This is a genomic window from Desulfobulbus elongatus DSM 2908, from assembly GCF_000621145.1.
Lineage (GTDB): Bacteria > Desulfobacterota > Desulfobulbia > Desulfobulbales > Desulfobulbaceae > Desulfobulbus > Desulfobulbus elongatus.
Genome location: NZ_JHZB01000047.1, coordinates 1 through 22,258, shown reverse-complemented (window position 1 = coordinate 22,258; position 22,258 = coordinate 1). Strand labels below are relative to the sequence as shown.

Sequence of the window (22,258 nt, the reverse complement as noted above, 5' to 3'; positions counted from 1 at the left end):
ACAATGGCGACTGACCAATTTCATCAATGTTGCCTTGAAGTTGGTTACGGATATCGACCTCCTCAAGCCAGTCCGCAACGCACTGAAAACGGTGGATAAGCATCGCCAAGCCATCCTTGCGCGCTGGGTATCAGGCCACAACAACGCCAGGATAGAAGCGCTCAACGGCATCTTCCAAGCAGCAAAGTGTAGGGCCAGAGGATACAGAAATGATGACACGTTCATCTGCATGATTTATCTGCTGGCCGCCCCGATACAAAATCTGGTCAAATCCACTTGAAACGACGAAGAGCCAAAAAGAGTGGAGGGAAAAAGGGAGGGCGACAGCCGATGCTGGAGGATGAGCTGAAATATCGACTCGTTACAGATTTATCAATTGCTTTCGCGAAGGTAATGACAAGGCACTTTCCCGAATTGACTTTTGAACGCCTTGGCGAAATGGCTGAGACTGGAGTACCCGACCTCATAGGCTACTTCACCTACGTTCATTCGACCTTCATCGAGGAGAATTTTTGCCTTGTTTAAACGAATTTCACGCAGGTACCCAAAGACGGTCGTTCCATATTCTTCACGAAAGCAGCAATTGAGTCTGGGATGAGGCATGCCGACCGCACGAGCCAAATCGAGCAATTTCGGTGGATTCTGCAGATCGCGCTCAACAAGTTCGCGGGCGCGGCGCACCCTTTTGAGATCATTGCTTCGCATGGCATCATATCCTTTCTTAAGGGGAATGTGCGTTTGATCGGCCTCGGCCAAAGCAACAGCAATCAACTCGAGCGATTTGCTTTCCAGGTATAAATGGCGCAAGAGTCCCTGATACGGGCACTCAAGAATCCGGTGGACAACGGCCTTGATCGCCGCACTGGTTGCCGATGATTGACACCAATATTTATGTTTCTCTTTGAGGATGATTCGTTTAACGCTCTGCAGAAAACAGTTTTCCTGATCGTCAAGCAGATTGTCCAATAGAACTGAATCTGCATAAACACCGACCATGACTATGGGAAAATCCGTCTGTATCCTGGCTATGCCATGATGTTCTGGGATAAAGCTGATAAAACTGCGGCCAGACTCATGGTTAAGCTCAATGTCCTCTTCTTTGTTTTTAACTGAGTAGCTGATCGCACCTAAAATACAGGAACCGAAAACCATGGTTGAATTATGATATCTGTACGGAACGAAGATTTCTTCATTCAATGTAAAATTCAATATTCCAAGTAACAATCCATGTTGCAGCCTGACCATATTCAGGCTTCCCTTTCCCATGTTTTCAGGCCAGGAAAACGAGAGCTCATTCTCATTTTTACTGACGTTGGCCTCGCATGGTAAAATACACGTCGTGCGCAACCCGTTCGATTCAATGACTCTTGTCCGCCCTTCCATGCTCTTCCCGTCCATGACCGCTGATGTCACCACACATTGGATGCTCTGGCGTGCGCTTCCGCTTTTGCTTTCTTTCACTCTTGCCGGCATGTGTGCCGTCCTGGCGACTCTTTTCATAACCGGTAGTCAATACGATGAATTCATGAAAGATTCCGTCATGTCACGAAAAAAATCTTATCCTTGCGGAATCACTCGGTGGCATTGATTTCAACGTCCTTGCCGGTTTTCCTTGCTCCTGATCGTTTTCCATGAAGATCAGGACGCAAGCTTGGCATCTCGCCCGACATACTGTTTTTCCGCCCTTTTTTCAGGAAGAATTGACCATGGGAAAACAGCGAGGCAGAAATGATGCTGGCGATGTCGCGCGGGTAGCGTTTGCCCTTGACGGTTATGGGGCGACAGTGATGCGGACTTCTCGGCAGGTACAATGGTTCAGGAAGAAATCCAAGCCCGCGCCAATCGCTTCGCCGCACACGCGGCCGCAATCCCGACGGGCGATCGGGGAACCCATCGGCTCCCCCGGTTCTCAGCCGGGACTCACAGGCGTGACATGATGAGAGCGGCCTCTTTGCAAGGCCGTGGGTGCGGAAGAAGAGAGTTCCGTCTGATACCGTTTGGGCTGAATGCCATACTGGTCGAAAAACGCCCGCGAAAGATGGCTGGGGGTGGCGAAGCCGCATTCGTATGCCACTTCGGCCACACTCTTCCTGGTGTCTTCCAGTAATTTTTTGGCGCATTCCAACCGTTTCATCCGCAACACCCCAAACACCGTGTCATGGTAGACTATTCGGAATATCTTGTTCAGTCGGGTGTGCGTCAGCCCCGCTTTTTTCGCTAGGCAGAGAAGAGAAGGCGGAGAGGCCAAATCCTCCATGAGAATGTCATGGACTCGTTGCGCAGCCTCCAATTCGGCGGAGGTGACCTTTTTTCGCTCTTCACCGGCGAAGTCAAGCAGGCTGAGCTGATTGTAGAAAAGTTCCATCGCCTTGTATTCCAGAAAAACTTTTTTCAGTCCCCTGTTCAACAACGGACAATCCAAAATCTGTCTGACCGTTATCTCTAGCGGTAACGGCAACACGGATTCTTTATAAAAAAAATTCCTCGCCACTTCAGAAAGAAGAGCCTCGATATGCTCTTGGGAACAGGCCTCCGTCTGCTGCATCAATTGGCGAAACGTTTTCGGTGCAATCAACAGGGCAATGGACCGCAGAGGGCAACCGGCTTCGGCAATAGCGGTCCCGTGCGTATCCGGAACATAGGAAATGGAGTACCGTCTCGACACGATGCGACCGGACAATTTTGTGCCGTCGCTATGCACCATGCGGATCTGGGTATTGCCTGAAAGGCAATACAAAAATTGAATAGGAGGATCTGATGTCTTGTAGTCAAAGCGGAGTGACGTGCCAAGGGGCGGCGCATTTTGCACCGCGAGATTCATACCTGGGCGAATCTGATACTCATCCCAGATCAGATTCCTCTCCACTTCGGACGTCCACTGATATTCGCTTCGCGAAGGACTTTCCCACTGTTGCATTCCCATAGTGTCATCCCCAAAAATTGTGCAGCAATATCCCCGGATGATTCTGATGTATCCGGTCGCGAGATGCGCTGTACCCAAAACAGAAGCGCTTTCCTTTCGCAGGAGCGGTGGTGGCATAGGGCATGTTTTACCATCAAGTACCACACGTTTCCCGGCGAACATCCCCCTTCAAGACGCAGACGCGCTGTGATCGACTTTCTTTTCAATGCCCCTGCCGTTTCCGGACGATGCGGCGAAACACGATCCAAAGCCCGCCAGCATGACAGCCGAAGCCAGGAAAGGGCAAGGGACTTGAATGAGTGATGTCCATCATCTCGCCATAGTCATCACAATCGGTCATTTTGACTTCCCTCTTGTTGAAGGCATGCACCGAATATACATGCGCCACCATGACAACGACCAAGGCCAACCAGAATCACAACACGGCGGATGCACCGCTCGCCCTTGTCGGCAACACATGTTGCCTCAAAAGACGGGGGTAGCCGCCGGCCAGCACGGGAGTTCGGTCGGGAATGGCATGGTTTTGGACAGTTATGGCGAGTAAAAAACTTATTGAGAGAATAATACACAAAAAAATAGGTAGTCAAGACTTTTTTAGGTTCATATAATTTTCTCGGCAAAAAAATATCCTTTACTCTTCCGAAAATCAGTTCGCAAGAAGATGCACATGAGACGAATCGACAAGAGTGTTCCGCTTCAGTTGGAGATGGACAATCGAGCCGTCTGTAGCAAGGACTTCAAAGGAGCCGAGCTGTTTTCCTGCGAGAGCATCGGATTTCTCTCTGGTGACCGAAGCCGTTTTTTGTTCGGGTGAGCGTGAACACCGGAGCAATTGGAATGAGCGAGATCGAAACCGCTCGCTTTTTGTCAATCAATCATTACATTGTTGAAGCGAACAAAAACGGAAATTTTTTTGATCTATTCGGAAAGTTGGAATCGGTTGTGCCGGCTGGGGATTGGACATATCACTCTCGGGGGAGGCGTGTGCCAATGCAGATCGACCGTATGAGAATCTGTGCCGTGTTTGTCTCTGCTGTTTTGGTGACGGCGCTGGCCTGCCGGCCGGCGATAGCCAAAGAATGTGCGAGTCAGCCGCACGTCGAACCAGGAGTGATGACCGCCGATGCCGTTATGGCGAGACCGGTGGGCACAGTGACCACTGTGGTTGGTTTTGCTCTTTTTTTGGTTGCATCGCCTTTTGCAGCCATGGGTGGCAACACCGATGAGGCTTGGGAAAGTCTGGTGGCTGCGCCGGCGGCTTACACGTTTAAACGCCCTCTCGGACATTTTGAATGTGAACCTTCAGTGCACAAGAAAGATTGAACAGCCATGCCTCTACTGATCGTCTGCCCCGGGTGCGGGGCCAAAAACAGAATTCCGCCTGAAAAACAGCACCTGGCACCCAAGTGCGGGCGATGCGGGCAGAGTCTTGCCGGAGTACCTCGCTGCGGGATCGTCAATCCCCTCACCGATGCCCAGTTTCGGCAGTTGGTCGAGCAGTCGCCCCTGCCGGTGGTGGTCGATTTCTATTCCCCCACCTGCGGCCCGTGCCGCATGCTCGCCCCTGTCCTCGATGCCTTGGCCAACGAATATGGCAGCCGACTGCTCTTTTTCAAGCTCGACACCTCCACCCAGCAGATGAGTGCGGCCCGTTTTCAGATCCGGGGCGTGCCGACCCTGCTGCTGTTCAAGGATGGGCAAGTGGTTGATCAACTGGTCGGCGCCGCGCCCCGCGCGGAGATCGTCCAGCGGCTCGATCTGTTGCTCAATTAAAGGCGCTTCGCCGGTCGGCTACTGTCCGCGATCACCGGCCCGCATCCCGGTCTGTTTGGGGGCGACCTTGCGTCTGCCCCCCCCCAGTCCCAATGACCCAAGGGGTTATTCCTGCCCCTGCTCTTCCGCCGGCTCCCCGTATCCACCCCCAAGGGCTTTGACAAGGGCGACGTGGTTCGTAAGCTGGTCGAGCCGGTTGGCGGCCAGTTCGATTTCGGCCTGCCGTCGGTCTTCCTGGGCATCGAGCCAGGACTTCAGCGGGCTGCCGCCCGCCTGGTAGCGAACCCGGTACAACTCCTCGGTTTGCCGGGCCATGTCCAGATTGCGTTCCAGTTTGTCGGCCTGTTCGCGGTACTGTTGCCGGGCGGACAGGCTGTTTTCCACTTCCGCCAGGGCCGAATAGAGTGTCTGACGGAAGGTGAGGACCGCCTGCTCGTATTCGGCCTCTGAAATTTTGATGGCACGGCGCATGTCCCGCCACTGGACAAAAGGCAGGGCCAGATCGGCCGCCAGCGTGCCGATCGGATTGCGGATGATGCGGACCAACTCCTCGCTGCTGCTGCCCAGGTTGCCGCTGAGGGTGATGGCGGGGTAGAAGCCGGCCCGGGTGGCATCCGTGGCGGCAAGGGTGGAACGGAGCCGTGCCTCCGCGGCGCGCACATCCGGACGACGAGCCAGCAGATACGCTGGCAGGCCCGCCGTTACCTCCGGCAGACGGATGCCGTCAAGACTGTCTGGTTCCGCTGTCTCCAGGCTATTCGGCGGCCCGTCGAACAGAATGGCCAGTTCATTGCCGGCCTCGACCCGCTGTTGGATCAAAAGCGTCAGATTGGCTTCCTGGCTGACCACATTGCGCTCCGCTTCCAGGATTTCAAGGGCCGTGGCCGCTCCGGCCGCCTTCTGCACCTGCACCAGTTCCAGGGTGCGTCGGGCATAGGCGATGCTGTCGCGGGCCAGCGCAATCCGCTGGTTGAGATAGCCGATCTGCCAGTACAGCGAGGCGGTGGTGCCAGTCAGGGCCAGGGCCGTGTTGGCCCGATCTTCCTCGGTGGCTTGCGCCTCCCAATGGGCTGCATCCGAGGCGCTGGCCAACTCGCCCCAGAGATCGACCGCATAGCTGGAAAAAATGGAGGCGGAGTAACTCTCGGTCGTGCCGATGTGACGGCGCAAATTCCTACTGTGGCTGGCGTCAGCCCCCGCCGACAGGCTCGGCAGGCGGTCGCTGTCCGCCTGTTCGGCCTGCAACTGCGCCTGGCGGACCCGCAGGGCCGCGGCGGCCAGGCCATTGTTGCGCTGCAGGGCCTCGGTGATCAGGTGGTCCAGGGCCGGATCGCCGAATGCCGCCCACCAGCGATCCTCCATACTGCCAGCCTTTTTTTCACCATGGACCCAGTTGGTCGGCAGTTCGACTTCGGGGCGGTGGTAGGGTGTCCTGATCAGGGAGGCGCAGCCGGGGAGCAACAGAAGCGCGAGAAAAAACAAGATCGGAAGGGATGTTCGTTGCATGCGATTATTCCCTTGTCAGGGCGACCACAGGGTCGAGACGGGCGGCCTGGCGAGCGGGCAGGAAACCGAAGAGGATGCCGATACAGGAAGAACAGAGGAAGGCGCTGATCATGGAGGTTGTCGAATAGATCAATTTAAAATCGCTGCCGGTAAACGAAACAACGACACCGAGACCCAGCGCCAGGCTCACGCCCAGCAGCCCGCCCAACAGGCAAACCAGCACCGCCTCGATGAGAAACTGCTGCATGATGTCGCTGTGCCGCGCGCCGACGGCCATGCGCACGCCGATCTCCTGGGTGCGCTCCGTCACCGAGACGAGCATGATGTTCATGACCCCGATGCCGCCGACCAAAAGGGAAATCAGGGCGATGGACGAGATCAGCAGGGTCATGGTCTCGGTCGTTTTTTCGATGGTTTGGCGAATGGCGTCCAGGTTGGAGACGAAGAAATCCTTGGTGCCGTGCCGCTGGGTCAGCAGCCTGACCACGCTTTGCTCGGCAACGGTGGTGGGCACGTTCTCCGCGACCCGGATGGTGATGCTGCGCAGGTATTGCTGGCCGGTCAGCCGGTTCATGGCCGTGGTGTAGGGGGTCCAGATATTGAGGCTTTCGGTGTCGCCGAAGTTGGTATCCAGTTTTTTGGTCACGCCGATCACCCGGCAGGGCACGTTGTTCAGCACGATCACCTCGCCGAGCACCCTGTCCGGAAAGTCCTTGAACAGGGTCTGGCGGGTGTTCTGGTCGATGACCACGTCCTGGGCGCTGCCGCGAACCGCCTCCCGGTCGAACAGCCGGCCTTCGGCCAGCTCCATGCCGCGCACCCGGAAATAGTGCTCGCCCACGCCGTTGACCTGGGCGGTGACGCCGATATTCCGGTAGAGCAGAGTCACCGACTTGGTCACCACCGGCGTAACCGTGTCGACGTACGGCTGCTGGGCCAGGGCGTCGGCATCCCTCGGGACCAGGGTGCGGACCTTGCCGGAACGCATGTCTCCCCAGTCCGCGCCCGGATAGATATTGATGGTATTCGTGCCCATTGCGCTGATATCCTTGAGAATACGCTGGCGCGACCCCTCGCCCAGCGCCACCACCGACACCACCGAGGCAATGCCGATGATGATGCCGAGCATGGTCAGCAGGGTACGGAGCCGGTGCGAGGCCATGGCGTTCAAGGCCATGAGGAAGGCTTCGGCGAACCGGTCCCAATAGGCGCGCCAGGGACGGGCGGGTGCCGAAACCGGAGCCGGAAGCGTGTGCGCTGCCACGTCGTCCTTCTCAATTTTGCGGTCGGAGACGATCCGGCCGTCGCTGATTTCGATGATCCGATCGGCATACTCCGCCACCTGCATGTTGTGGGTGACGATGATGACGGCATGGCCGTCGCGGTTGAGTTCCTGGAGGATACGCATCACCTCGAGGCCGCTGGCGGTGTCCAGGGCGCCGGTGGGTTCGTCGGCAAGGATGACCGTGCCGCCGTTCATCAGGGCGCGGGCAATCGAAACCCGTTGTTGCTGGCCACCGGAAAGCTGTCCGGGCATGTGGCCGAGCCGTTCGGTCATGCCCAGCCGGGCGAGGAGCATGCGGGCTCGCTCCTGTCGGGCCTTGGCGGTCATACCGGCATAGATGGCCGGCATCTCGACATTGGCCAGGGCGGTCAGGCTGGTCAGCAGGTGGTAGCGCTGGAAGATGAAACCGAAATGCTCGCGGCGGAGATAGGCCAATTCGTCCGGGGCGAGCTGTCCCGTTTCCTGGCCGCTGATCCGGTAGGTACCCCGGCTCGGCCGGTCCAGGCAGCCGATGATGTTCATCAGGGTCGACTTGCCCGAACCGGACGCGCCGACAATGGCCACCATTTCCCCGGCCTCGATGGCCAGGTCGATACTGTCGAGAACGGTCAGGGTCTGGTCGCCGGCCTGGTAATCGCGACACACCCCCTGCAACTCGATCAACAGTGCCGCCATCAGAGCATTCTCGGCATCGGAGGCCGCCGCTGAGTGGAGGTCGTGGAGGCGGCCGCCACTATCTGGTCGCCGATGATCACCCGTTCGCCCTCGCGCAGCCCTTCCACAACCTCGGCCTGGACATTGGTGTTCAGGCCGATTTTCACCCGGCGTTGCTCGATCGTGCCCGATGCCGTTTCCACCCGGACGGTATACAGGCCGTCCTTGCCCTTGTCGCCCAGGGCGGCGGCGGGAATCACCAGGACGTCGGTCGCCTCGGCCAGGACGATGTTCACCTGGGTGGTCATGGAAATGCGCAGTTTGCCGTCGGGATTGGGCACGTCGAGGATGCCGATGTAATAGATGGCCGTGCTGGTGGACGTGGAAGTGGACGAGGTGGTCGTTGTTTCCGTGGCAATGGATTCCGGGGCCGGCTCGATGGATTTGACCGCCGCCGGATACCGGTTGTCCGGTTCGCCCAGGATGGTGAAGGTGGCCTTCAACCCCGGTTTGACCCGGATGACGTCGGCCTCGGAGATCTCGACCCTGATGGTCATCTGGTCGAGCCGGGCGACCTTGATGATGGTCGGCGCCGTTTGGTTGGCATTGACGGTCTGGCCCTCCTTGGTCACGATGGCGACCACCACGCCGTCGATGGGTGAACTGATCTTGGTGTAGCCCAGGTCCACCTGAGCGGTGTCGACCGCGATCCGGGCTTGCTCGATCTGGGCGTCAAGGGCGGTGATTTCCGCGCGCAGCACCTTGAGATTGGCCTCGGCGGTATCGGCGTCCTCGCGGGAGGCGGCATCGCCCTTAAGCATCTGGGTCTGGCGTTTGTAGGTCAACTCGGCCAGGGTCAGCGAGGCTTCCTTGGCCTGGCGCTGGGCCAGGACGGCGTTCAGGGCCGCGGTCTGGGTACGCAGAGTGTTCTGCTGGGGCAGACTGTCGATCTCGGCGACCAGTTGTCCGGCCTTGACGGTATCGCCCAGTTCCACCTTCAGTGATTTGAGCTGCCCCGAGACCTGGGCGCCGACGCTGACCAGGTTGTCCGATTCAACGGTGCCGTTGGCCAGGACCGTGACCTCGACCGAGCCTCGACCGACCGCTGCGGTCATGTGTTCCGGATGCCTGTCCCGGCTGAAGAAAAAAATGGCGGCGGCGGCCATTGCCGCCATCAGCAGAACCAGCGGCAGGAAAATGCGCCAGCGTATCTGTTTGAGTTCTACATTCATAGTGCGGGATATTCTCGGCTGTCGAGGGGCAACAAAGGCGGCTGATGGAGCGTGAACGGGCCGATGCCGGCCGCACGCATTTTCGGCGCGCCCGAAACAGTGCCGGAAACAATATCGCACATCAGACGGAAAGCCTAGCCTCGGCCCCGTCTTTTTCGGGTTAATTTTTGTGAAGAGCCTGCACCGGATGAACAACGCAAGATGTCCGACCATATCATGCGGCTAGGCGGAGGATCCTCATGCCGGCACATACACGGACGTGTCCATGGTTCTTTGCCGGCCGGCATGGTAGAATGCGCGCGTGCACACCTACCATCCGCCGTTTCCTGAACCGAACAGTTGAACAGAAAGGAGCTGCCATGTCTCTTTTGCCGGCCATTGAATTGGAAACCCGCAGCGCACCCGACGCTGCCGTCATCTGGCTGCACGGTCTGGGCGCCGACGGTTCCGACTTTGCCCCCATCGTCCCGGAACTGCATCTGCCGCCGGATCTGGGCATCCGTTTCATCTTTCCCCATGCGCCCGCCATGCCGGTGACGGTGAACGGCGGCTACGTCATGCCGGCCTGGTTCGATATCCTGGAAATGGCCATCGACCGCAAGGTGGATAGCGCTCAGTTGCTGGTCTCAGCCGCAAGGATCAACCGGTTCGTCGACCGCGAACTCGATCGCGGCATCGACAGCCGTCGCATCGTGCTCGCCGGCTTTTCCCAGGGCGGGGCCGTGGCCTATCAGGTCGGTCTCAGCCATTCCCGACCGCTGGGAGGCCTGCTCGCCATGTCCACCTATTTCGCCACCAGCGATTCGATTGCCCTCAGCGAGGCCAACTTCGATCTGCCCATCGAGATTCATCACGGCATCCATGACCCGGTCGTGCCCCAGGCTTTGGGCATCCGCGCCGCTGAATTTCTCAGGGATCGCGGCTACAGCGTCGCTTTCCGGAGCTATCCCATGGACCACTCGGTCTGCCCCCAGCAGATCGCGCACATCGCCGATGCCTTGCAGCGTTTTCTCGGCAATTGAACAACAGTCCAATGGTCGCCGGCGGCGCAAAGAGGACGGAAAATCATTTTCGGATGCTTTCCGCGGGATTTTTTCTTGACGTTCTCACCCGTTGCTGGTATTTGACTTGCGGTTTTTCGCGGGATACCTTATAGTGCCCGGCTACGAATGACTTAAAGAATACAGAATACGAGTTGTAGGCGCGTAGCTCAGTGGGAGAGCGCTACCTTGACGTGGTAGATGTCGTCGGTTCGACCCCGTCCGCGCCTACCAATTTATCCCAAAGGCTAGGATGCAGAACGTGCTTCTGCTCATTAGCCTTTGCTTTTTACGGGCACGATGGCAACGATAGCGGTTTCCATACAAGACGGTGAAAGTAAGTCATTTCCGAGCGGTACACCTGTGGCGGAAATGCTGAAAGAGCTGCTTTCCGGCAAACAGCGCAAGCAAACCGTTGCTGTCAGGGCAAATGGCATGCTGCTGGATCTGTCGACGCCCGTCGAGACCGATCTCGTTCTGGAACCGATTTCGGTCCATTCCGCGGAAGGCGTCGATATTCTGCGTCATTCCACGGCGCACATCATGGCGCTGGCTGTCAAGGAACTGTATGGCGATCAGGTCAAGGTCGCCATCGGTCCGTCGATCGAGGACGGCTTCTACTATGATTTCGACCGGGACAAACCGTTTTCTCCCGACGATTTCGAAGCGATCGAGCACAAGATGGCCGAGCTGGCCGAAGCCCGCATCCCTTTCGTCCGCCAGGAAATGTCCAGGGCCGAGGCCATCCGTTTTTTCAAAGAGCTGAACGAGCCGTACAAGCTGGAACTGCTCAGCGAAATGGAGGTGGACACCGTCAGTCTTTACAGCCATGGCCGTTTTGTCGATCTCTGCCGCGGTCCCCATGTGCCCGATTCGTCCTGGATCAAGGTCTTCAAGCTCCTGCGGGTCGCCGGCTCCTATTGGCGAGGCGACGAAAAGCGGCAGATGCTCACCCGCATTTACGGCACCGCCTTTGCGGAGAAAAAAGACCTGCAACATTACCTGACCCAACTGGAAGAGGCCCGCAAGCGCGACCATCGTCGGTTGGGCAAGCAGTTGGGCCTGTTCACCATCCAGGATCAGATCGGCCCCGGCCTCATCCTCTGGCAGCCCCGCGGTGCCCTGCTGCGCCGCCTGATCGAGGATTACTGGAAGGATCAGCACTATCGCCACGACTATCAGTTGCTCTACACGCCGCACATCGCCCGCCAGGACTTGTGGAAGACCTCCGGCCATCTCGATTTCTACAGCGAGAACATGTACGCCGCCATGGAGATCGACGAGGTGATGTACCAGTTGAAGCCGATGAACTGTCCCTTCCATATCGGCGTCTACAAGGCCGATCCGCACAGCTACCGGGAATTTCCCATCCGCTGGTGCGAGCTGGGCACGGTTTACCGGTACGAACGGACCGGCGCCCTCCACGGCCTGATGCGGGTGCGCGGCTTCACTCAGGACGACGCCCACATCTTCTGCCGCCCCGATCAGCTCGAAGAGGAAATTTTCAATATCATCGACCTGAACCTGCATATCCTCAAGACATTCGGGTTCGACCAGTACGATGTCTATCTGTCGACCAGACCGGAAAAGTATGTCGGTTCCGACGACCATTGGGACCTGTCGACCCAGGCGCTGAAGCAGGCCCTGGAAAAGAAGGGGCTGGCCTATCAGGTCGATCCCGGCGAAGGGGTTTTTTACGGCCCGAAAATCGACATCAAGATCAAGGACCAGTTGGGCCGTTCCTGGCAGTGTTCGACCATCCAGGTCGATTTCAACCTGCCGGAACGGTTCGAGATGACGTATACCGGCGACGACGGCCAGGAGCATCAGCCGATCATGATCCATCGCGCCCTGATGGGCTCGCTGGAACGGTTCATCGGCGTGCTCATCGAACATTACGCCGGTGCCTTTCCGCTGTGGCTGGCGCCCGAGCAGGCCCGCATCATGAACATCACCGACGACCAGGCCGCCTATTGCGGCCAGGTTCACGCCCGGTTGCGCGGCTTGGGGGTCCGCATCGAAAAGGATGTCCGCAACGAAAAGTTGAATTACAAGATCCGTGAAGCTCAGTTGATGAAAGTGCCCTACATGCTCATTGTCGGCGAGCGGGAAAAGGAAGAGGGTACGCTCACCGTCCGCTTGCGCGACGGCCGAAATTTGCCGGCCATGACTCCGGAAGCTTTTGCCGATCTCGTTGTCGGCGAGTGCAAACGCGCCATGGCCTGAACGACAACAAGAACTGGAGGAACGAACATTAAAAAACGAGGCAGCAGAAAACCTTCCACGCAGCAGGATCTGAAGATCAAGATCAACGAGGAGATCGAGTACCGCGAAGTGCGACTCATCGATGCCGACGGGAGCCAGCGGGGTATCGTCAGCGCCAAGGCCGCCATGGAGGCAGCCCAGGAACAAGGACTCGATTTGGTCGAGGTTTCCGACAAGGCCGATCCGCCGGTATGCCGGATCATGAATTTCGACAAGTTCCGATATGAACTGAAGAAAAAACAACAGGAAGCCAAGAAGAAGCAGACTGTCATCGAAACGAAGGAAATCAAGTTCCGACCCAAGACCGAGGAACACGATCTTGCCTTCAAGATTCGCAAAATCAAGGAATTCCTCGCAGAGAAAAATAAGGTCAAGGTGACCATGCGTTTTCGTGGCCGCGAGATCATCTACGCGCAGACCATTGGTCTCGACGCCCTCACCAAGATCGCCGACACCCTGCGCGAAGACTGTGTGATCATTCAGGAACCCAAGATGGAAGGCCGGCAGCTCGTCATGTTCGTTGGTCCAAAAAGCTGAGATGCCAGAGGTACGTACGCAACCAATCCATACAATCCGGCGATGACGGGCCGGGAAGATACAGGAGTACAACCATGCCGAAAATGAAAACCAACAGAGGGGCGGCCAAGCGCTTCAAGGCGACCGGTAGCGGTCGAATCCGCCGGAGCAAGGCGTATTCCTCGCACATTCTGACCAAGAAATCCACCAAACGCAAACGGAACCTGCGCAAGACCACCCTGATCGCCGATGTCGACCAGCGTGCTGTCCGGCGGATGCTGCCGTATATGTAAAAGCCTGCCATTGTCCGTCTTCAGATTGACTGGCAACTCATGAGTATAAACGGAGAGAACAATGCCTCGTGTGACCCGCGGTTTTAAAGCACGCCGCAGAAGAAACAAAGTGCTGAGTCTGGCAAAAGGATATCGTGGCGGTAAGCACCGCCTGTTCAAATCCGCCGCCGAGGCGGTCGATCGCGCCCTGTGCTACGCATATCGCGACCGGCGCGTGAAAAAACGCGAATTCCGTCAGTTGTGGATCGCCCGCATCAATGCGGCCGCCAAGCAGAACGGCACGAATTACAGCCGCCTGATCAGCGGATTGAACAAAAACTCGATTGAACTGGATCGCAAGGTCCTCTCAAACCTGGCCATCGTCGATCCGGGCGCCTTTTCCGCGGTAGTCAGGGCTTCCAGTCAGGCGAACTGATCCGCTGCCATGGAACAGGAGCTGCTCAGGCTCAAACAGGAGGCGGAAGAGGCCTTGGCCCAGGTGGCCGGCGCCGACCAACTGGAAGCATTCCGGGTCAGGTTTCTCGGACGCAAGGGCGGGGTGCTGACCGGTGTCCTCCGGCAATTGGGCAAGGTCGCGGCGGAAGATCGTCCGCGACTGGGCCAGTTGGCCAACGATATCAAGCAGGAGATCGAAACCCGCTTTGAGGAGAAGAAGGCGCAGTTGACCGTCGCCGGTGCCGATACCGATTCGGGACGAATCGACTACAGCCTGCCCGGACGGTATCTGCCTTTTGGCAAACTGCACCCGGTCACCCAGGTGATGGAGGAGATCTGCTCGATTTTCGAAGGGCTCGGCTTTGCCGTTGCCGAGGGCCCGGATGTCGAAACCGACTACTATAATTTCGAGGCGCTCAACATCCCCAAACATCACCCGGCCCGTGACATGCACGACACCTTTTATGTCACGGATTCGATCCTGCTCCGCACCCACACTTCGCCCATGCAGGCGCGGATCATGGAACGACAGGAGCCACCCCTGCGGTATGTCGTGCCGGGCAAGGTGTATCGTTGCGATTCCGACATGACCCACACGCCGATGTTTCACCAGGTGGAAGGGCTGCTTGTCGACCGGCGGGTTTCCTTTGCCGATCTCAAAGGGGTGCTGACCAGCTTTACCCACAAGATATTTGAACGGGAACTGGCTCTGCGTTTCCGCCCGAGCTATTTTCCCTTCACCGAACCGAGCGCTGAGGTGGACGTTGCCTGTGTGATCTGCGGCGGCAGCGGCTGCCGGGTGTGCAAGCGGACCGGCTGGCTGGAGATCCTTGGTTCGGGTCTCATCGACCCCGAGGTACTGAAGATGGTCGGGTACGACCCCGATGTCTATTCCGGCTTCGCCTTCGGGCTTGGCGTTGAACGGATTGCCATGCTGAAATACGGTATCGACGATATTCGGTTGTACTACGAAAACGATCTCCGTTTCCTTTCCCAGTTTTAAGCCTCGTCGCCCAACCCCTCTCCGCACTTTGACGGTTTCTGTGATGGATGCACGGGAGAGCAATCAGCGCCCCACGATGCTTTGGAACGGTTTATCCTCGGGTAACCGTTCTTCTTTTTTGCCTCTGGCTGCACCGGCGGGCGGCGATTTTCTTGCGGTGACGATGCCTATCGCAATGCGCCTGTCGTCGCAGAAGGCATTATCATTTCCTTTGTTACAGGGATGAATCCATGAAATTCACGCTGAGCTGGCTCAATCAATTCATCGCCACCGAGGGGCTCACCGCGGCCCGGATTGCCGACAACCTGACCATGCTGGGGCTTGAAGTAGACAGCGTAACCCCACTGTTCGCCGAACTGGAGCCCATCATGACCGCCAGGGTCGCAGCGGTCGATAAGCATCCGGATGCCGATAAATTGACGGTCTGTGCCGTTGACACGGGCACAGAAGTCATACAGGTGGTCTGCGGCGCTCCCAATGTCAGGCCCGGCATGGTCACCGCCATTGCGCTTCCCGGCGTCAAGCTGCCGGACGGAACCAAGATCAAGAAATCCAAGGTGCGGGGCGTGGTCTCGGCGGGCATGCTGTGCTCGGCGCGGGAACTGGGCCTGAGCAACGACCATCAGGGGCTGATCGAACTGGACGGCCAACTGGCAGCAGGTCTGCCGCTGGTGGATGCCCTGGGTTTGCGTGATACGGTGATCGAAGTCGACCTGACCCCCAACCGTCCGGATTGCGCCAGCGTGCGCGGCATTGCCCGCGAGGTCGGCAGTTTTGTCACGGGCACGCTCAAGCCCCTGGTTGCGGCGGTCACTCCGCTGACCGGCCGCAACATCGGCTACGAGGTGATCATCGAAGAACCGGATCTGTGCCCCCGCTACACGGCGCGGAAACTGACCAACGTCACCATCGGCCCTTCACCGCTGTGGATGCAGCAGCGGCTGACCGCGGTGGGCATGCGGCCGATCAACAACATCGTTGACATCACCAACTACGTCATGCTCGAGTGCGGGCAACCGATGCATGCCTTCGATTTCACTACGCTGCGAGGGCAGAAAATCGTCGTCAGACAGCCGCGAACCGGGGAGACCAGCCTGACGACCCTGGACGGCAGCCCGCGCCAGTTGGACCCGGAGATGCTGCTCATCTGCGATGCCGAGCGGCCGGTGGCAGTCGCCGGCGTCATGGGTGGCCTGGAGACGGAAATCACGGGGGCAACCACGACCATCCTGCTCGAATCAGCCTGCTTCAACCCGGTTTCCATTCGGCGCACGGCACGAAAGCTGGGCATTCCCTCCGAGTCCTCCTACCGGTTCGAGCGCGGTGTCGACCCGAATCTGGCGGATAGCGCCCTGGAACGCGCTGTGGCTCTCGTTGTCGAGTTGGCCGGTGCCCAGGCGGACCCCGACGGTATTGACGTCTATCCCGGCAATAAGCCGCCTCTTTGCTTGCGACTGCGGGTTGAACGGGTGTGCAGTTTGTTGGGGACGGAACTCAGCCGCGATCAGATCGCTCGTTATTTGAAGAGCATCGAGTTTCAGATCACCTCCCTTGACGAGACGACCCTCGAGGTCGAGGTGCCCAGCTTCCGCGTCGACATCGAACGGGAAATCGATCTGGTTGAGGAAGTGGCCCGCTTGGTCGGCTACAACGCCATTCCCACGTCGCAGCCGTCCATCCGCATGGACTCCCCCGGACGTGACCCGTTGCGGTCTCTTCGCCAGCAGGTGGCCCGAATCATGACCGCGCAGGGATTTTTCGAGGCCATCAATTACAGCTTCGTGGCAGAGACGCATCTCGCCCACTGCCGTCTGACTCAAGACGATCACCGGAGGCAGGTAACCAGGCTGCTCAATCCTCTTTCCGAGGAACAGGGAATCATGCGTTCCCTTCTGCTCCCCGGTTTACTGGAAAATGTCCGCCGGAACATCAACTTCCAGCGTCCAGACATCCGCCTGTTCGAGATGGGGAAGATATTTCTCCAGAAACAGGAAGGCATGCTGCCGGAAGAGCGGATGCATCTGTGCGCAGTGATCAGCGGCCATCGTCATCCCGAGGCCGAACCCCTGTACTTTGCCGCTCAGGAAGCCGATTTTTTCGATATCAAGGGTCTTGTCACCAATCTTCTTCTGGCCTTGCGTATCACTGGCAGCGGTGGGGCGACGCTGTTTGGCTTCGAGTCCCGGCAAGTGCAACCCTACTGCGATCCGGACTGCGCCGCGGTCATCTGCGACGACGAGAAAGTGATCGGTTCTCTGGGGGCGGTGCATCCCGAAACACTGAAGGGATTCGGCATCAAGCAGCCCGTCTATTTTTTCGAATTGGACCTGAAAGCGCTGCTGGCCATGGAGCGGACGCCGCCACGATTTGCGGCTCTTCCCAAATATCCCTCGGTCAAGCGCGACATCAGCTTGGTGGTGCCGGATACGGTTCCTGCCGGCGATCTCCTCCGGGCAATCCAATCCCAACAGCAAAAATATCTTGAGTCCGTCGAGATCTTTGATGTATACCGAGGCAAACCGATTCAGGTGGGGCACAAGAGCGTGGCTCTTTCCGTTACCTATCGTTCCGCCACTGCTACGCTGGATGACCAATCGGTCGATAAAATACACGACAAAATCGTCAACACTTTGATGACTGAATTTAAAGCCCGTTATCGCGAAGGATCCGAAGCATGAAAAAAAAGAATGTGACCCGTAAGGAATTAGCCGTTTCCGTTAACGAAAAACTGGGAGTTTCGCAGCGGAATGCCGCGGAAATCGTCGATACTGTGTTCGCCACTATGAAAAACACCATGGTGGCGGGTGAATCGATCAAATTGGTTCAGTTCGGTACCCTGACGGTACGGGACAAAAGCCCGCGCCGGGGGCGCAACCCGCGTACCGGCGAATCGATGACCATCACCAAGCGGCAGATGGTGTCCTTCCGACCAAGCAAGCGGTTGCGCGAACGGCTGAATAAATAAAGGAAAGGGGCCGGCCTAATTGTGGTACTCCGAAGGTCGGCAAGATGAACGGATCGGCATGACGAGGCCAGGAACCGCTGAGTAATGTGAAGGGACCAACTCCGGAATTCCCGCAGATACCGGACAAGGTTTATTTCCGGATCGGCGAAGTGAGCCACTTGGTGGGGGTGGACACCCATGTGTTGCGCTATTGGGAGTCGGAATTTTCGCTGATCAAGCCGTTTCGCGGCCCTTCCAAACAGCGATTATACCGACGACAGGATGTCCACAATCTCTTGCGGATCAAACAATTGCTCCACGACGAGGGGTACACCATCTCTGGAGCGAGAAAACATCTGAAACACCTCGAAATCGATCAGCAGCCAGGAATGGTCAGAAATGAACCCGGTTCCTCCGGATCGGTTACCACCAGTTCTTTTTTGATCGGGATTAAACAAGAACTCCGAGAGATTCTGACTCAACTCAGCAATGCAAAAAAAAGCGATTCGTAACTAAGGGTTGACAGCCAATAACGTCGGTGCTACATACATCCCACTATTTTTCGGAACGTAGCGCAGTCTGGTAGCGCACCTGAATGGGGTTCAGGGGGCCGGAGGTTCAAATCCTCTCGTTCCGACCAGTAAAATCAAGGGGTTAGATGCTTGCTTTGAGCATCTAACCCCTTGTTTTGTTCTTTCTAGTGTTTTCAATAGTTACGACCGGTTTGAGTTTTTAATTTACTGTTTTTATACGATATTTTTTTGTGTTGCGATGAATTTTAATCGTTGTTATTCGTTGCTGGTCATCGTGTGTTTTGGAAAAATTACACAAAAAATATCATGGCAACGATACAGACTTGGAAAACAAAATATGGGACCAGCTACCGGGCTTCGATTTATGTGCAAGGCAGAAGGGAAAGCGCCACATTTGACAGTCGGGCGAAAGCACTTGCTTGGGCTGAGGAAACAGCCGCTTTATTTCGTGCAGGCAAACCATTATCCGGTGAACTGCCCGCCAATGACCTCAGGTTGAATGAGGCGGCCAGAAAAATACACCATGGCAGTCGCGCGCCAAGAAAAAAGGTTCATCCGGCAAACGCGTACCTAGAGGTGGCTCCATTTGTCAGAACAAGTTGTTCTTGTTTTTAAGTGGAATCTCTGCTTGTAGTTACGCTGCCAGTTCAACCGTCGGCAGCATCACGACGTAGGCCTCGTCAGGCGTTTTTTTCTTTAATGTGGAGTGGGGCCTGAAGCGGTTGTACCAGTCCAGGTAGCGCTTGATCGATCCTCGTGCCTCGCTGACTGAGTCATAGGCATGAAGATAAACCTCTTCGCATTTGACTGATCTCCACAGTCGTTCGACAAAAACATTGTCCCGCCAAGCTCCCCGGCCGTCCATGCTGAGTTTGCATCTGCGGGCATGGACCGCCCGAACGAACTCTTCAGCGGTGAACTGGCTCCCTTGATCTGTATTGACGATCTCAGGCGTGCCGTGGCGGATAAACGCCTCCTGCAAAACGTCGACCGCGTGGCAGGTCTCCAAGGTGATGGCAATCTTGGCCGCCAGTACCTTCCGGCTGGCCCAATCAACCACAGCCGTGAGTGAGACAAAGCCTTTGGCCATCCGGATACAGGTGGTGTCCAGCGCCCAGACCTGGTTGGCTCGGTTAATCGGCATCCCCCGTAGGAGATAAGGATATACCTTGTGGCCAGGGTGCTTCTTGCTGGTTCCAGGCCTCCGGTATAACGCCTCGATACCCATGCGCTTCATCAAGGTGCCAACACGCCTGCGGCCGACCTTGATGCCGGCTCGATCAAGCTGATCACGCAGCATGCGTGCTCCCATGAATGGCCGTTCCAGATGCAATTCGTCCAGACGGCGCATGAGAGATCCAAGTCGGCTTTCGCAACAGCCCTGGGACGGTAATAAAGGCTGCTGCGGCTGATACCGACCAGCTTGACCTGTCTTGTCACAGAGAGTTTGTGTGTGCGGTCAATTATCGCTTTGCGCTCAGCAACCCCACCTTGGTGAGCGCACCTTCTAAAAAATCGTTTTCCAGCGTCAGTTGTCCGATCTTGGCATGCAGTGCCTTCAGGTCAACTTCCGGTTTTGATGGCGATTTATCGAAAATATCTGCGGCACTCTCGCTTAACTGCCGTTTCCAGTGTTTCAATCCCAAAATATCCCCTTTGGTCCCACCCAATCCCACCATTTATGACAATTTCTGGTGGTGATTTATGACACTCTCCGTCAGGAAGCAACCTTTTACAACTGGAAAAAGAAATATGGTGGGCTGGGAATCAGCGAACTACGGCGTCTGAAGCAACTTGAAGAGGAGAATCGTCAGCTGAAAAAGCTGGTAGCGGACTTGAGCCTGGACAAGCAAATGCTGCAGGATGTGCTCAAAAAAAAGTTTTAAAGCCAGCCCAGAAGCGGCATTTAGCCGACAGCCTTGACCTAGCCTATCGGATTGGCACTCGGCGGGCCTGCGAGGTGGTCGGTCTGCAGCGTTCAGTGTATTACTGCAAATCGGTCAAGGACGACCGGGTGTTGCGCCAACGGATCCGGGATATCGCCGAGGTTCGTGTCCGGTATGGTTATTGGCGGATTTATATCCTCTTGCGACGTGAGGGCTAGTGTCCCGTGCGGTTAATAGAGTCTTTTAAAATACATTGTGTTATAGTGCCGCATGGCACGCATACACGAGAAATTCACGATAACTGACGAACAGCGCCAAGACCTTGAGGCGCTGTTACGCTCACCCAAAACCGCCCAAGATCTGGCATATCGGGCCAAGATTATCCTCTTGACGGCATCAGGTAAAACTGCCGAGGAATTGATTGTCGAGTTAGGAACAACTTTTCGCACAATTTATCGGTGGAGGAAACGGTTTAAAGAGCATGCCATCCAAGGGCTTGTCGATCGTCCTCGCAGTGGCCAACCCAAAAAACTGACCGATGAAACACCTTAATCAGTGAAGAATCATCAACAAAAACAGAGCTGACTTTAAAATCAACCATTTGATATTTTTATAAAAATATTGCACCATGTGCCTGTTCGAAAAACTCACTCGGCAGGTGAAAACATGAAACGAATGCTCCTGGAGCAAAGCAGCGAAGAGTTCTACACCAGCCATTCCGGCTTGGTCCTGGCCGGTGCCTGCATCAACCGGTACAGCGACCTCGGTCGGTTAGTCGGCAGGATGGCCAAGGGAAGCGATCACATTGCCGAGATCGATATCCTTCGTAGCTATCTGGGCCTGCTGTGTCTGGGCAAGAGCGATTATCAGGCCATTGCCGACAAGCGGGAGGACGACTCTTTCAAGCAGGCCCTGGGTATCGGCCGGATACCCTCGGTCGAGCGGCTGCGGCAGCGACTGGACGAGGCCGGAACTGAGCTTATTCCGGTCATTCATCGATGCTCGCGAACCATGCTCAAGCGGCTCAAAGCCCCGATCACCAGCTACTGGAGCGGGCTTATTCCCCTGGATGTGGACATCTTCCCCCAGGATAACTCCAACACCAAGAAGGAAGGGGTCAGCCGCACCTACAAGAACTACGATGGCTATGCCCCTATGGCCGCCTATCTCGGCATGGAGGGGTGGTGCCTGGAGGTGGAGCTCCGGCCAGGAAGCCAGCATAGCCAGAATGGGTGTGTCGACTTCATCACACGGGTGATTTCCGGCGCCAAGGAGCTGGGCAGGCAGCCACTCCTGGTTCGCGCCGATGCGGGCAACGATGCCCAGAAGACCCTTGTGGCACTGGAAGACGCGGAAAAGACTCACTACATCGTCAAATGGAACCCCCGTGGCAGCGATATCCGCAGCTGGCGCGATAAGGTGTTTGCCGAAGGGGTGGTCAAGACACCCAGGCCAGGCAAGCGGGTCGGCACAGTGGTCGTCGGGGAGCGCACAAAGGTCAACGACAAACCGTAACCTTCAAGCGCATCGTCCGGGTGACCGAGCGAACCATCGATAGAAACGGCCAGTTTCTCCTGGCGCCGGAGTTCACCCTTGAGGGCTGGTGGACCGACCTTGCGATGGAGCCAGAAGACGTCATCGAACTGTATCGGCAGCATGCCACGTCAGAGCAATTCCATAGCGAGTTCAAAACCGATCTTGATCTCGAACGGCTGCCGAGCGGTAAGTTTGCCACCAATGCCCTGATGTGGCCCTGGGTGGTTTTGCCCACAACATTCTTCGCTTTATCGGCCAAACGGGCCTGATCGTCCCCTTTGGGCCGGTGCTCCATTCGGCCAAACGCCGACGGCTGCGCACCGTGATCCAGGAATTGATGTACCTGGCCGCACGGTTGCTGACCACCGGCCGGCAGTTGAAACTGCGTTTCAGCCGACATTGCCCGGCCTTTGCCGCCTTCAGCGCAGTGCACT

19 protein-coding genes, 2 tRNA genes and 3 pseudogenes are annotated in these 22,258 nt (G+C 57.0%); 17 read left to right on the top strand and 7 right to left on the bottom strand.

What is annotated here, in order from left to right; genetic code table 11:
* Positions 1–280 (top strand): transposase (locus Q362_RS0116220; RefSeq protein WP_028319509.1); only part of this gene is annotated, 280 nt, incomplete at its 5' end.
* Between the two features lie 92 nt (positions 281–372).
* Here the strand turns inward: Q362_RS0116220 and Q362_RS23105 are convergent.
* The 3 genes from Q362_RS23105 to Q362_RS0116205 all read right to left on the bottom strand — a co-directional run bounded on the left by Q362_RS23105 (position 373) and on the right by Q362_RS0116205 (position 2,923).
* Positions 373–1,473 (bottom strand): helix-turn-helix domain-containing protein, encoded by a 1,101-nt coding sequence (locus Q362_RS23105; RefSeq protein ID WP_169737451.1) that lies wholly within the window; start codon positions 1,471–1,473, stop codon positions 373–375.
* A 98-nt stretch (positions 1,474–1,571) separates the two neighbouring features.
* Complete coding sequence (locus tag Q362_RS23830; protein WP_157470230.1) at positions 1,572–1,856, bottom strand: hypothetical protein; 285 nt, start codon at positions 1,854–1,856, stop codon at positions 1,572–1,574.
* A 53-nt stretch (positions 1,857–1,909) separates the two neighbouring features.
* Positions 1,910–2,923, bottom strand: coding sequence for a helix-turn-helix domain-containing protein (locus Q362_RS0116205; RefSeq protein ID WP_169737450.1), 1,014 nt, complete (start codon positions 2,921–2,923; stop codon positions 1,910–1,912).
* Positions 2,924–3,760: 837 nt separating this feature from the next.
* On the opposite strand from Q362_RS0116205, the gene Q362_RS21285 reads away from it, so the two are divergent.
* Both Q362_RS21285 and trxA read left to right on the top strand, forming a co-directional pair.
* Positions 3,761–4,246, top strand: coding sequence for a hypothetical protein (locus Q362_RS21285; protein ID WP_051554427.1), 486 nt, complete (start codon positions 3,761–3,763; stop codon positions 4,244–4,246).
* Positions 4,247–4,252: 6 nt separating this feature from the next.
* A complete protein-coding gene (gene trxA, locus Q362_RS0116190; protein ID WP_051554426.1) occupies positions 4,253–4,696 on the top strand; it encodes a thioredoxin in 444 nt (147 codons plus the stop codon).
* Between the two features lie 105 nt (positions 4,697–4,801).
* Here the strand turns inward: trxA and Q362_RS21280 are convergent, their stop codons facing one another.
* The 3 genes from Q362_RS21280 to Q362_RS0116175 are packed head-to-tail and all read right to left on the bottom strand — an operon-like array spanning position 4,802 to position 9,373.
* Entirely contained in the window at positions 4,802–6,202 is a 1,401-nt protein-coding gene (locus Q362_RS21280) for an efflux transporter outer membrane subunit (RefSeq protein WP_051554425.1), read from the bottom strand.
* Between the two features lie 4 nt (positions 6,203–6,206).
* Positions 6,207–8,162 (bottom strand): MacB family efflux pump subunit, encoded by a 1,956-nt coding sequence (locus Q362_RS0116180; RefSeq protein ID WP_028319504.1) that lies wholly within the window; start codon positions 8,160–8,162, stop codon positions 6,207–6,209.
* Complete coding sequence (locus Q362_RS0116175) at positions 8,162–9,373, bottom strand: efflux RND transporter periplasmic adaptor subunit (protein WP_028319503.1); 1,212 nt, start codon at positions 9,371–9,373, stop codon at positions 8,162–8,164. Before Q362_RS0116175 ends, Q362_RS0116180 begins: the two co-directional genes overlap by 1 nt.
* Before the next feature lie 359 nt (positions 9,374–9,732).
* On the opposite strand from Q362_RS0116175, the gene Q362_RS0116170 reads away from it, so the two are divergent.
* The 11 genes from Q362_RS0116170 to Q362_RS0116120 all read left to right on the top strand — a co-directional run bounded on the left by Q362_RS0116170 (position 9,733) and on the right by Q362_RS0116120 (position 18,509).
* Positions 9,733–10,395 (top strand): alpha/beta hydrolase, encoded by a 663-nt coding sequence (locus Q362_RS0116170; RefSeq protein ID WP_028319502.1) that lies wholly within the window; start codon positions 9,733–9,735, stop codon positions 10,393–10,395.
* 177 nt (positions 10,396–10,572) lie between these two features.
* A tRNA-Val gene (locus Q362_RS0116165) sits at positions 10,573–10,647 on the top strand.
* A gap of 66 nt (positions 10,648–10,713) precedes the next feature.
* Positions 10,714–12,639, top strand: a complete 1,926-nt coding sequence (gene thrS, locus Q362_RS0116160; RefSeq protein ID WP_035217073.1) for a threonine--tRNA ligase — start codon at positions 10,714–10,716, stop codon at positions 12,637–12,639.
* Between the two features lie 27 nt (positions 12,640–12,666).
* Positions 12,667–13,215, top strand: coding sequence for a translation initiation factor IF-3 (gene infC, locus Q362_RS0116155; protein WP_028319500.1), 549 nt, complete (start codon positions 12,667–12,669; stop codon positions 13,213–13,215).
* Between the two features lie 74 nt (positions 13,216–13,289).
* Positions 13,290–13,487, top strand: coding sequence for a 50S ribosomal protein L35 (gene rpmI, locus Q362_RS0116150; protein WP_028319499.1), 198 nt, complete (start codon positions 13,290–13,292; stop codon positions 13,485–13,487).
* Positions 13,488–13,548: 61 nt separating this feature from the next.
* Complete coding sequence (gene rplT / locus Q362_RS0116145; RefSeq protein WP_028319498.1) at positions 13,549–13,902, top strand: 50S ribosomal protein L20; 354 nt, start codon at positions 13,549–13,551, stop codon at positions 13,900–13,902.
* A 9-nt stretch (positions 13,903–13,911) separates the two neighbouring features.
* The gene (gene pheS / locus Q362_RS0116140; RefSeq protein ID WP_028319497.1) at positions 13,912–14,925 is read left to right on the top strand and encodes a phenylalanine--tRNA ligase subunit alpha; all 1,014 of its coding nucleotides are present in this window, start codon (positions 13,912–13,914) and stop codon (positions 14,923–14,925) included.
* A 230-nt stretch (positions 14,926–15,155) separates the two neighbouring features.
* Positions 15,156–17,603 (top strand): phenylalanine--tRNA ligase subunit beta, encoded by a 2,448-nt coding sequence (gene pheT / locus Q362_RS0116135; RefSeq protein ID WP_028319496.1) that lies wholly within the window; start codon positions 15,156–15,158, stop codon positions 17,601–17,603.
* A complete protein-coding gene (locus Q362_RS0116130; protein WP_028319495.1) occupies positions 17,600–17,890 on the top strand; it encodes an integration host factor subunit alpha in 291 nt (96 codons plus the stop codon). The genes pheT and Q362_RS0116130 overlap by 4 nt, the downstream gene beginning before the upstream one ends.
* Before the next feature lie 86 nt (positions 17,891–17,976).
* On the top strand, positions 17,977–18,381 hold the full coding sequence (locus Q362_RS22480; protein ID WP_051554424.1) for a MerR family transcriptional regulator: 405 nt from the start codon (positions 17,977–17,979) through the stop codon (positions 18,379–18,381).
* A gap of 51 nt (positions 18,382–18,432) precedes the next feature.
* Positions 18,433–18,509 (top strand) — tRNA-Pro (locus tag Q362_RS0116120).
* A 527-nt stretch (positions 18,510–19,036) separates the two neighbouring features.
* Here the strand turns inward: Q362_RS0116120 and Q362_RS0116115 are convergent.
* Positions 19,037–20,033: pseudogene (locus tag Q362_RS0116115) on the bottom strand (IS3 family transposase); the annotation flags it as partial.
* Between the two features lie 90 nt (positions 20,034–20,123).
* On the opposite strand from Q362_RS0116115, the pseudogene Q362_RS24625 reads away from it, so the two are divergent.
* The 3 genes and pseudogenes from Q362_RS24625 to Q362_RS21260 all read left to right on the top strand — a co-directional run.
* A pseudogene (locus Q362_RS24625) lies at positions 20,124–20,503 on the top strand (transposase); the annotation flags it as partial.
* A 55-nt stretch (positions 20,504–20,558) separates the two neighbouring features.
* Positions 20,559–20,840 (top strand): helix-turn-helix domain-containing protein, encoded by a 282-nt coding sequence (locus Q362_RS23100; protein ID WP_028319493.1) that lies wholly within the window; start codon positions 20,559–20,561, stop codon positions 20,838–20,840.
* A 114-nt stretch (positions 20,841–20,954) separates the two neighbouring features.
* A pseudogene (locus Q362_RS21260) lies at positions 20,955–22,258 on the top strand (IS1380 family transposase); the annotation flags it as partial.

Excerpts from the sequence above, each read along its gene's own strand:
- Q362_RS23105 (WP_169737451.1), bottom strand. The coding sequence starts at position 1,473 with ATGCCGGCAAGAGTGAAAGAAAGCAAAAGCGGAAGCGCACGCCAGAGC.
- Q362_RS0116205 (WP_169737450.1), bottom strand. The coding sequence starts at position 2,923 with ATGGGAATGCAACAGTGGGAAAGTCCTTCGCGAAGCGAATATCAGTGG.
- Q362_RS21285 (WP_051554427.1), top strand. The coding sequence starts at position 3,761 with ATGAGCGAGATCGAAACCGCTCGCTTTTTGTCAATCAATCATTACATT.
- trxA (WP_051554426.1), top strand. The coding sequence starts at position 4,253 with ATGCCTCTACTGATCGTCTGCCCCGGGTGCGGGGCCAAAAACAGAATT.
- Q362_RS21280 (WP_051554425.1), bottom strand. The coding sequence starts at position 6,202 with ATGCAACGAACATCCCTTCCGATCTTGTTTTTTCTCGCGCTTCTGTTG.
- Q362_RS0116180 (WP_028319504.1), bottom strand. The coding sequence starts at position 8,162 with ATGGCGGCACTGTTGATCGAGTTGCAGGGGGTGTGTCGCGATTACCAG.
- Q362_RS0116175 (WP_028319503.1), bottom strand. The coding sequence starts at position 9,373 with ATGAATGTAGAACTCAAACAGATACGCTGGCGCATTTTCCTGCCGCTG.
- Q362_RS0116170 (WP_028319502.1), top strand. The coding sequence starts at position 9,733 with ATGTCTCTTTTGCCGGCCATTGAATTGGAAACCCGCAGCGCACCCGAC.
- thrS (WP_035217073.1), top strand. The coding sequence starts at position 10,714 with ATGGCAACGATAGCGGTTTCCATACAAGACGGTGAAAGTAAGTCATTT.
- rpmI (WP_028319499.1), top strand. The coding sequence starts at position 13,290 with ATGCCGAAAATGAAAACCAACAGAGGGGCGGCCAAGCGCTTCAAGGCG.
- rplT (WP_028319498.1), top strand. The coding sequence starts at position 13,549 with ATGCCTCGTGTGACCCGCGGTTTTAAAGCACGCCGCAGAAGAAACAAA.
- pheS (WP_028319497.1), top strand. The coding sequence starts at position 13,912 with ATGGAACAGGAGCTGCTCAGGCTCAAACAGGAGGCGGAAGAGGCCTTG.
- pheT (WP_028319496.1), top strand. The coding sequence starts at position 15,156 with ATGAAATTCACGCTGAGCTGGCTCAATCAATTCATCGCCACCGAGGGG.
- Q362_RS0116130 (WP_028319495.1), top strand. The coding sequence starts at position 17,600 with ATGAAAAAAAAGAATGTGACCCGTAAGGAATTAGCCGTTTCCGTTAAC.
- Q362_RS23100 (WP_028319493.1), top strand. The coding sequence starts at position 20,559 with ATGGCACGCATACACGAGAAATTCACGATAACTGACGAACAGCGCCAA.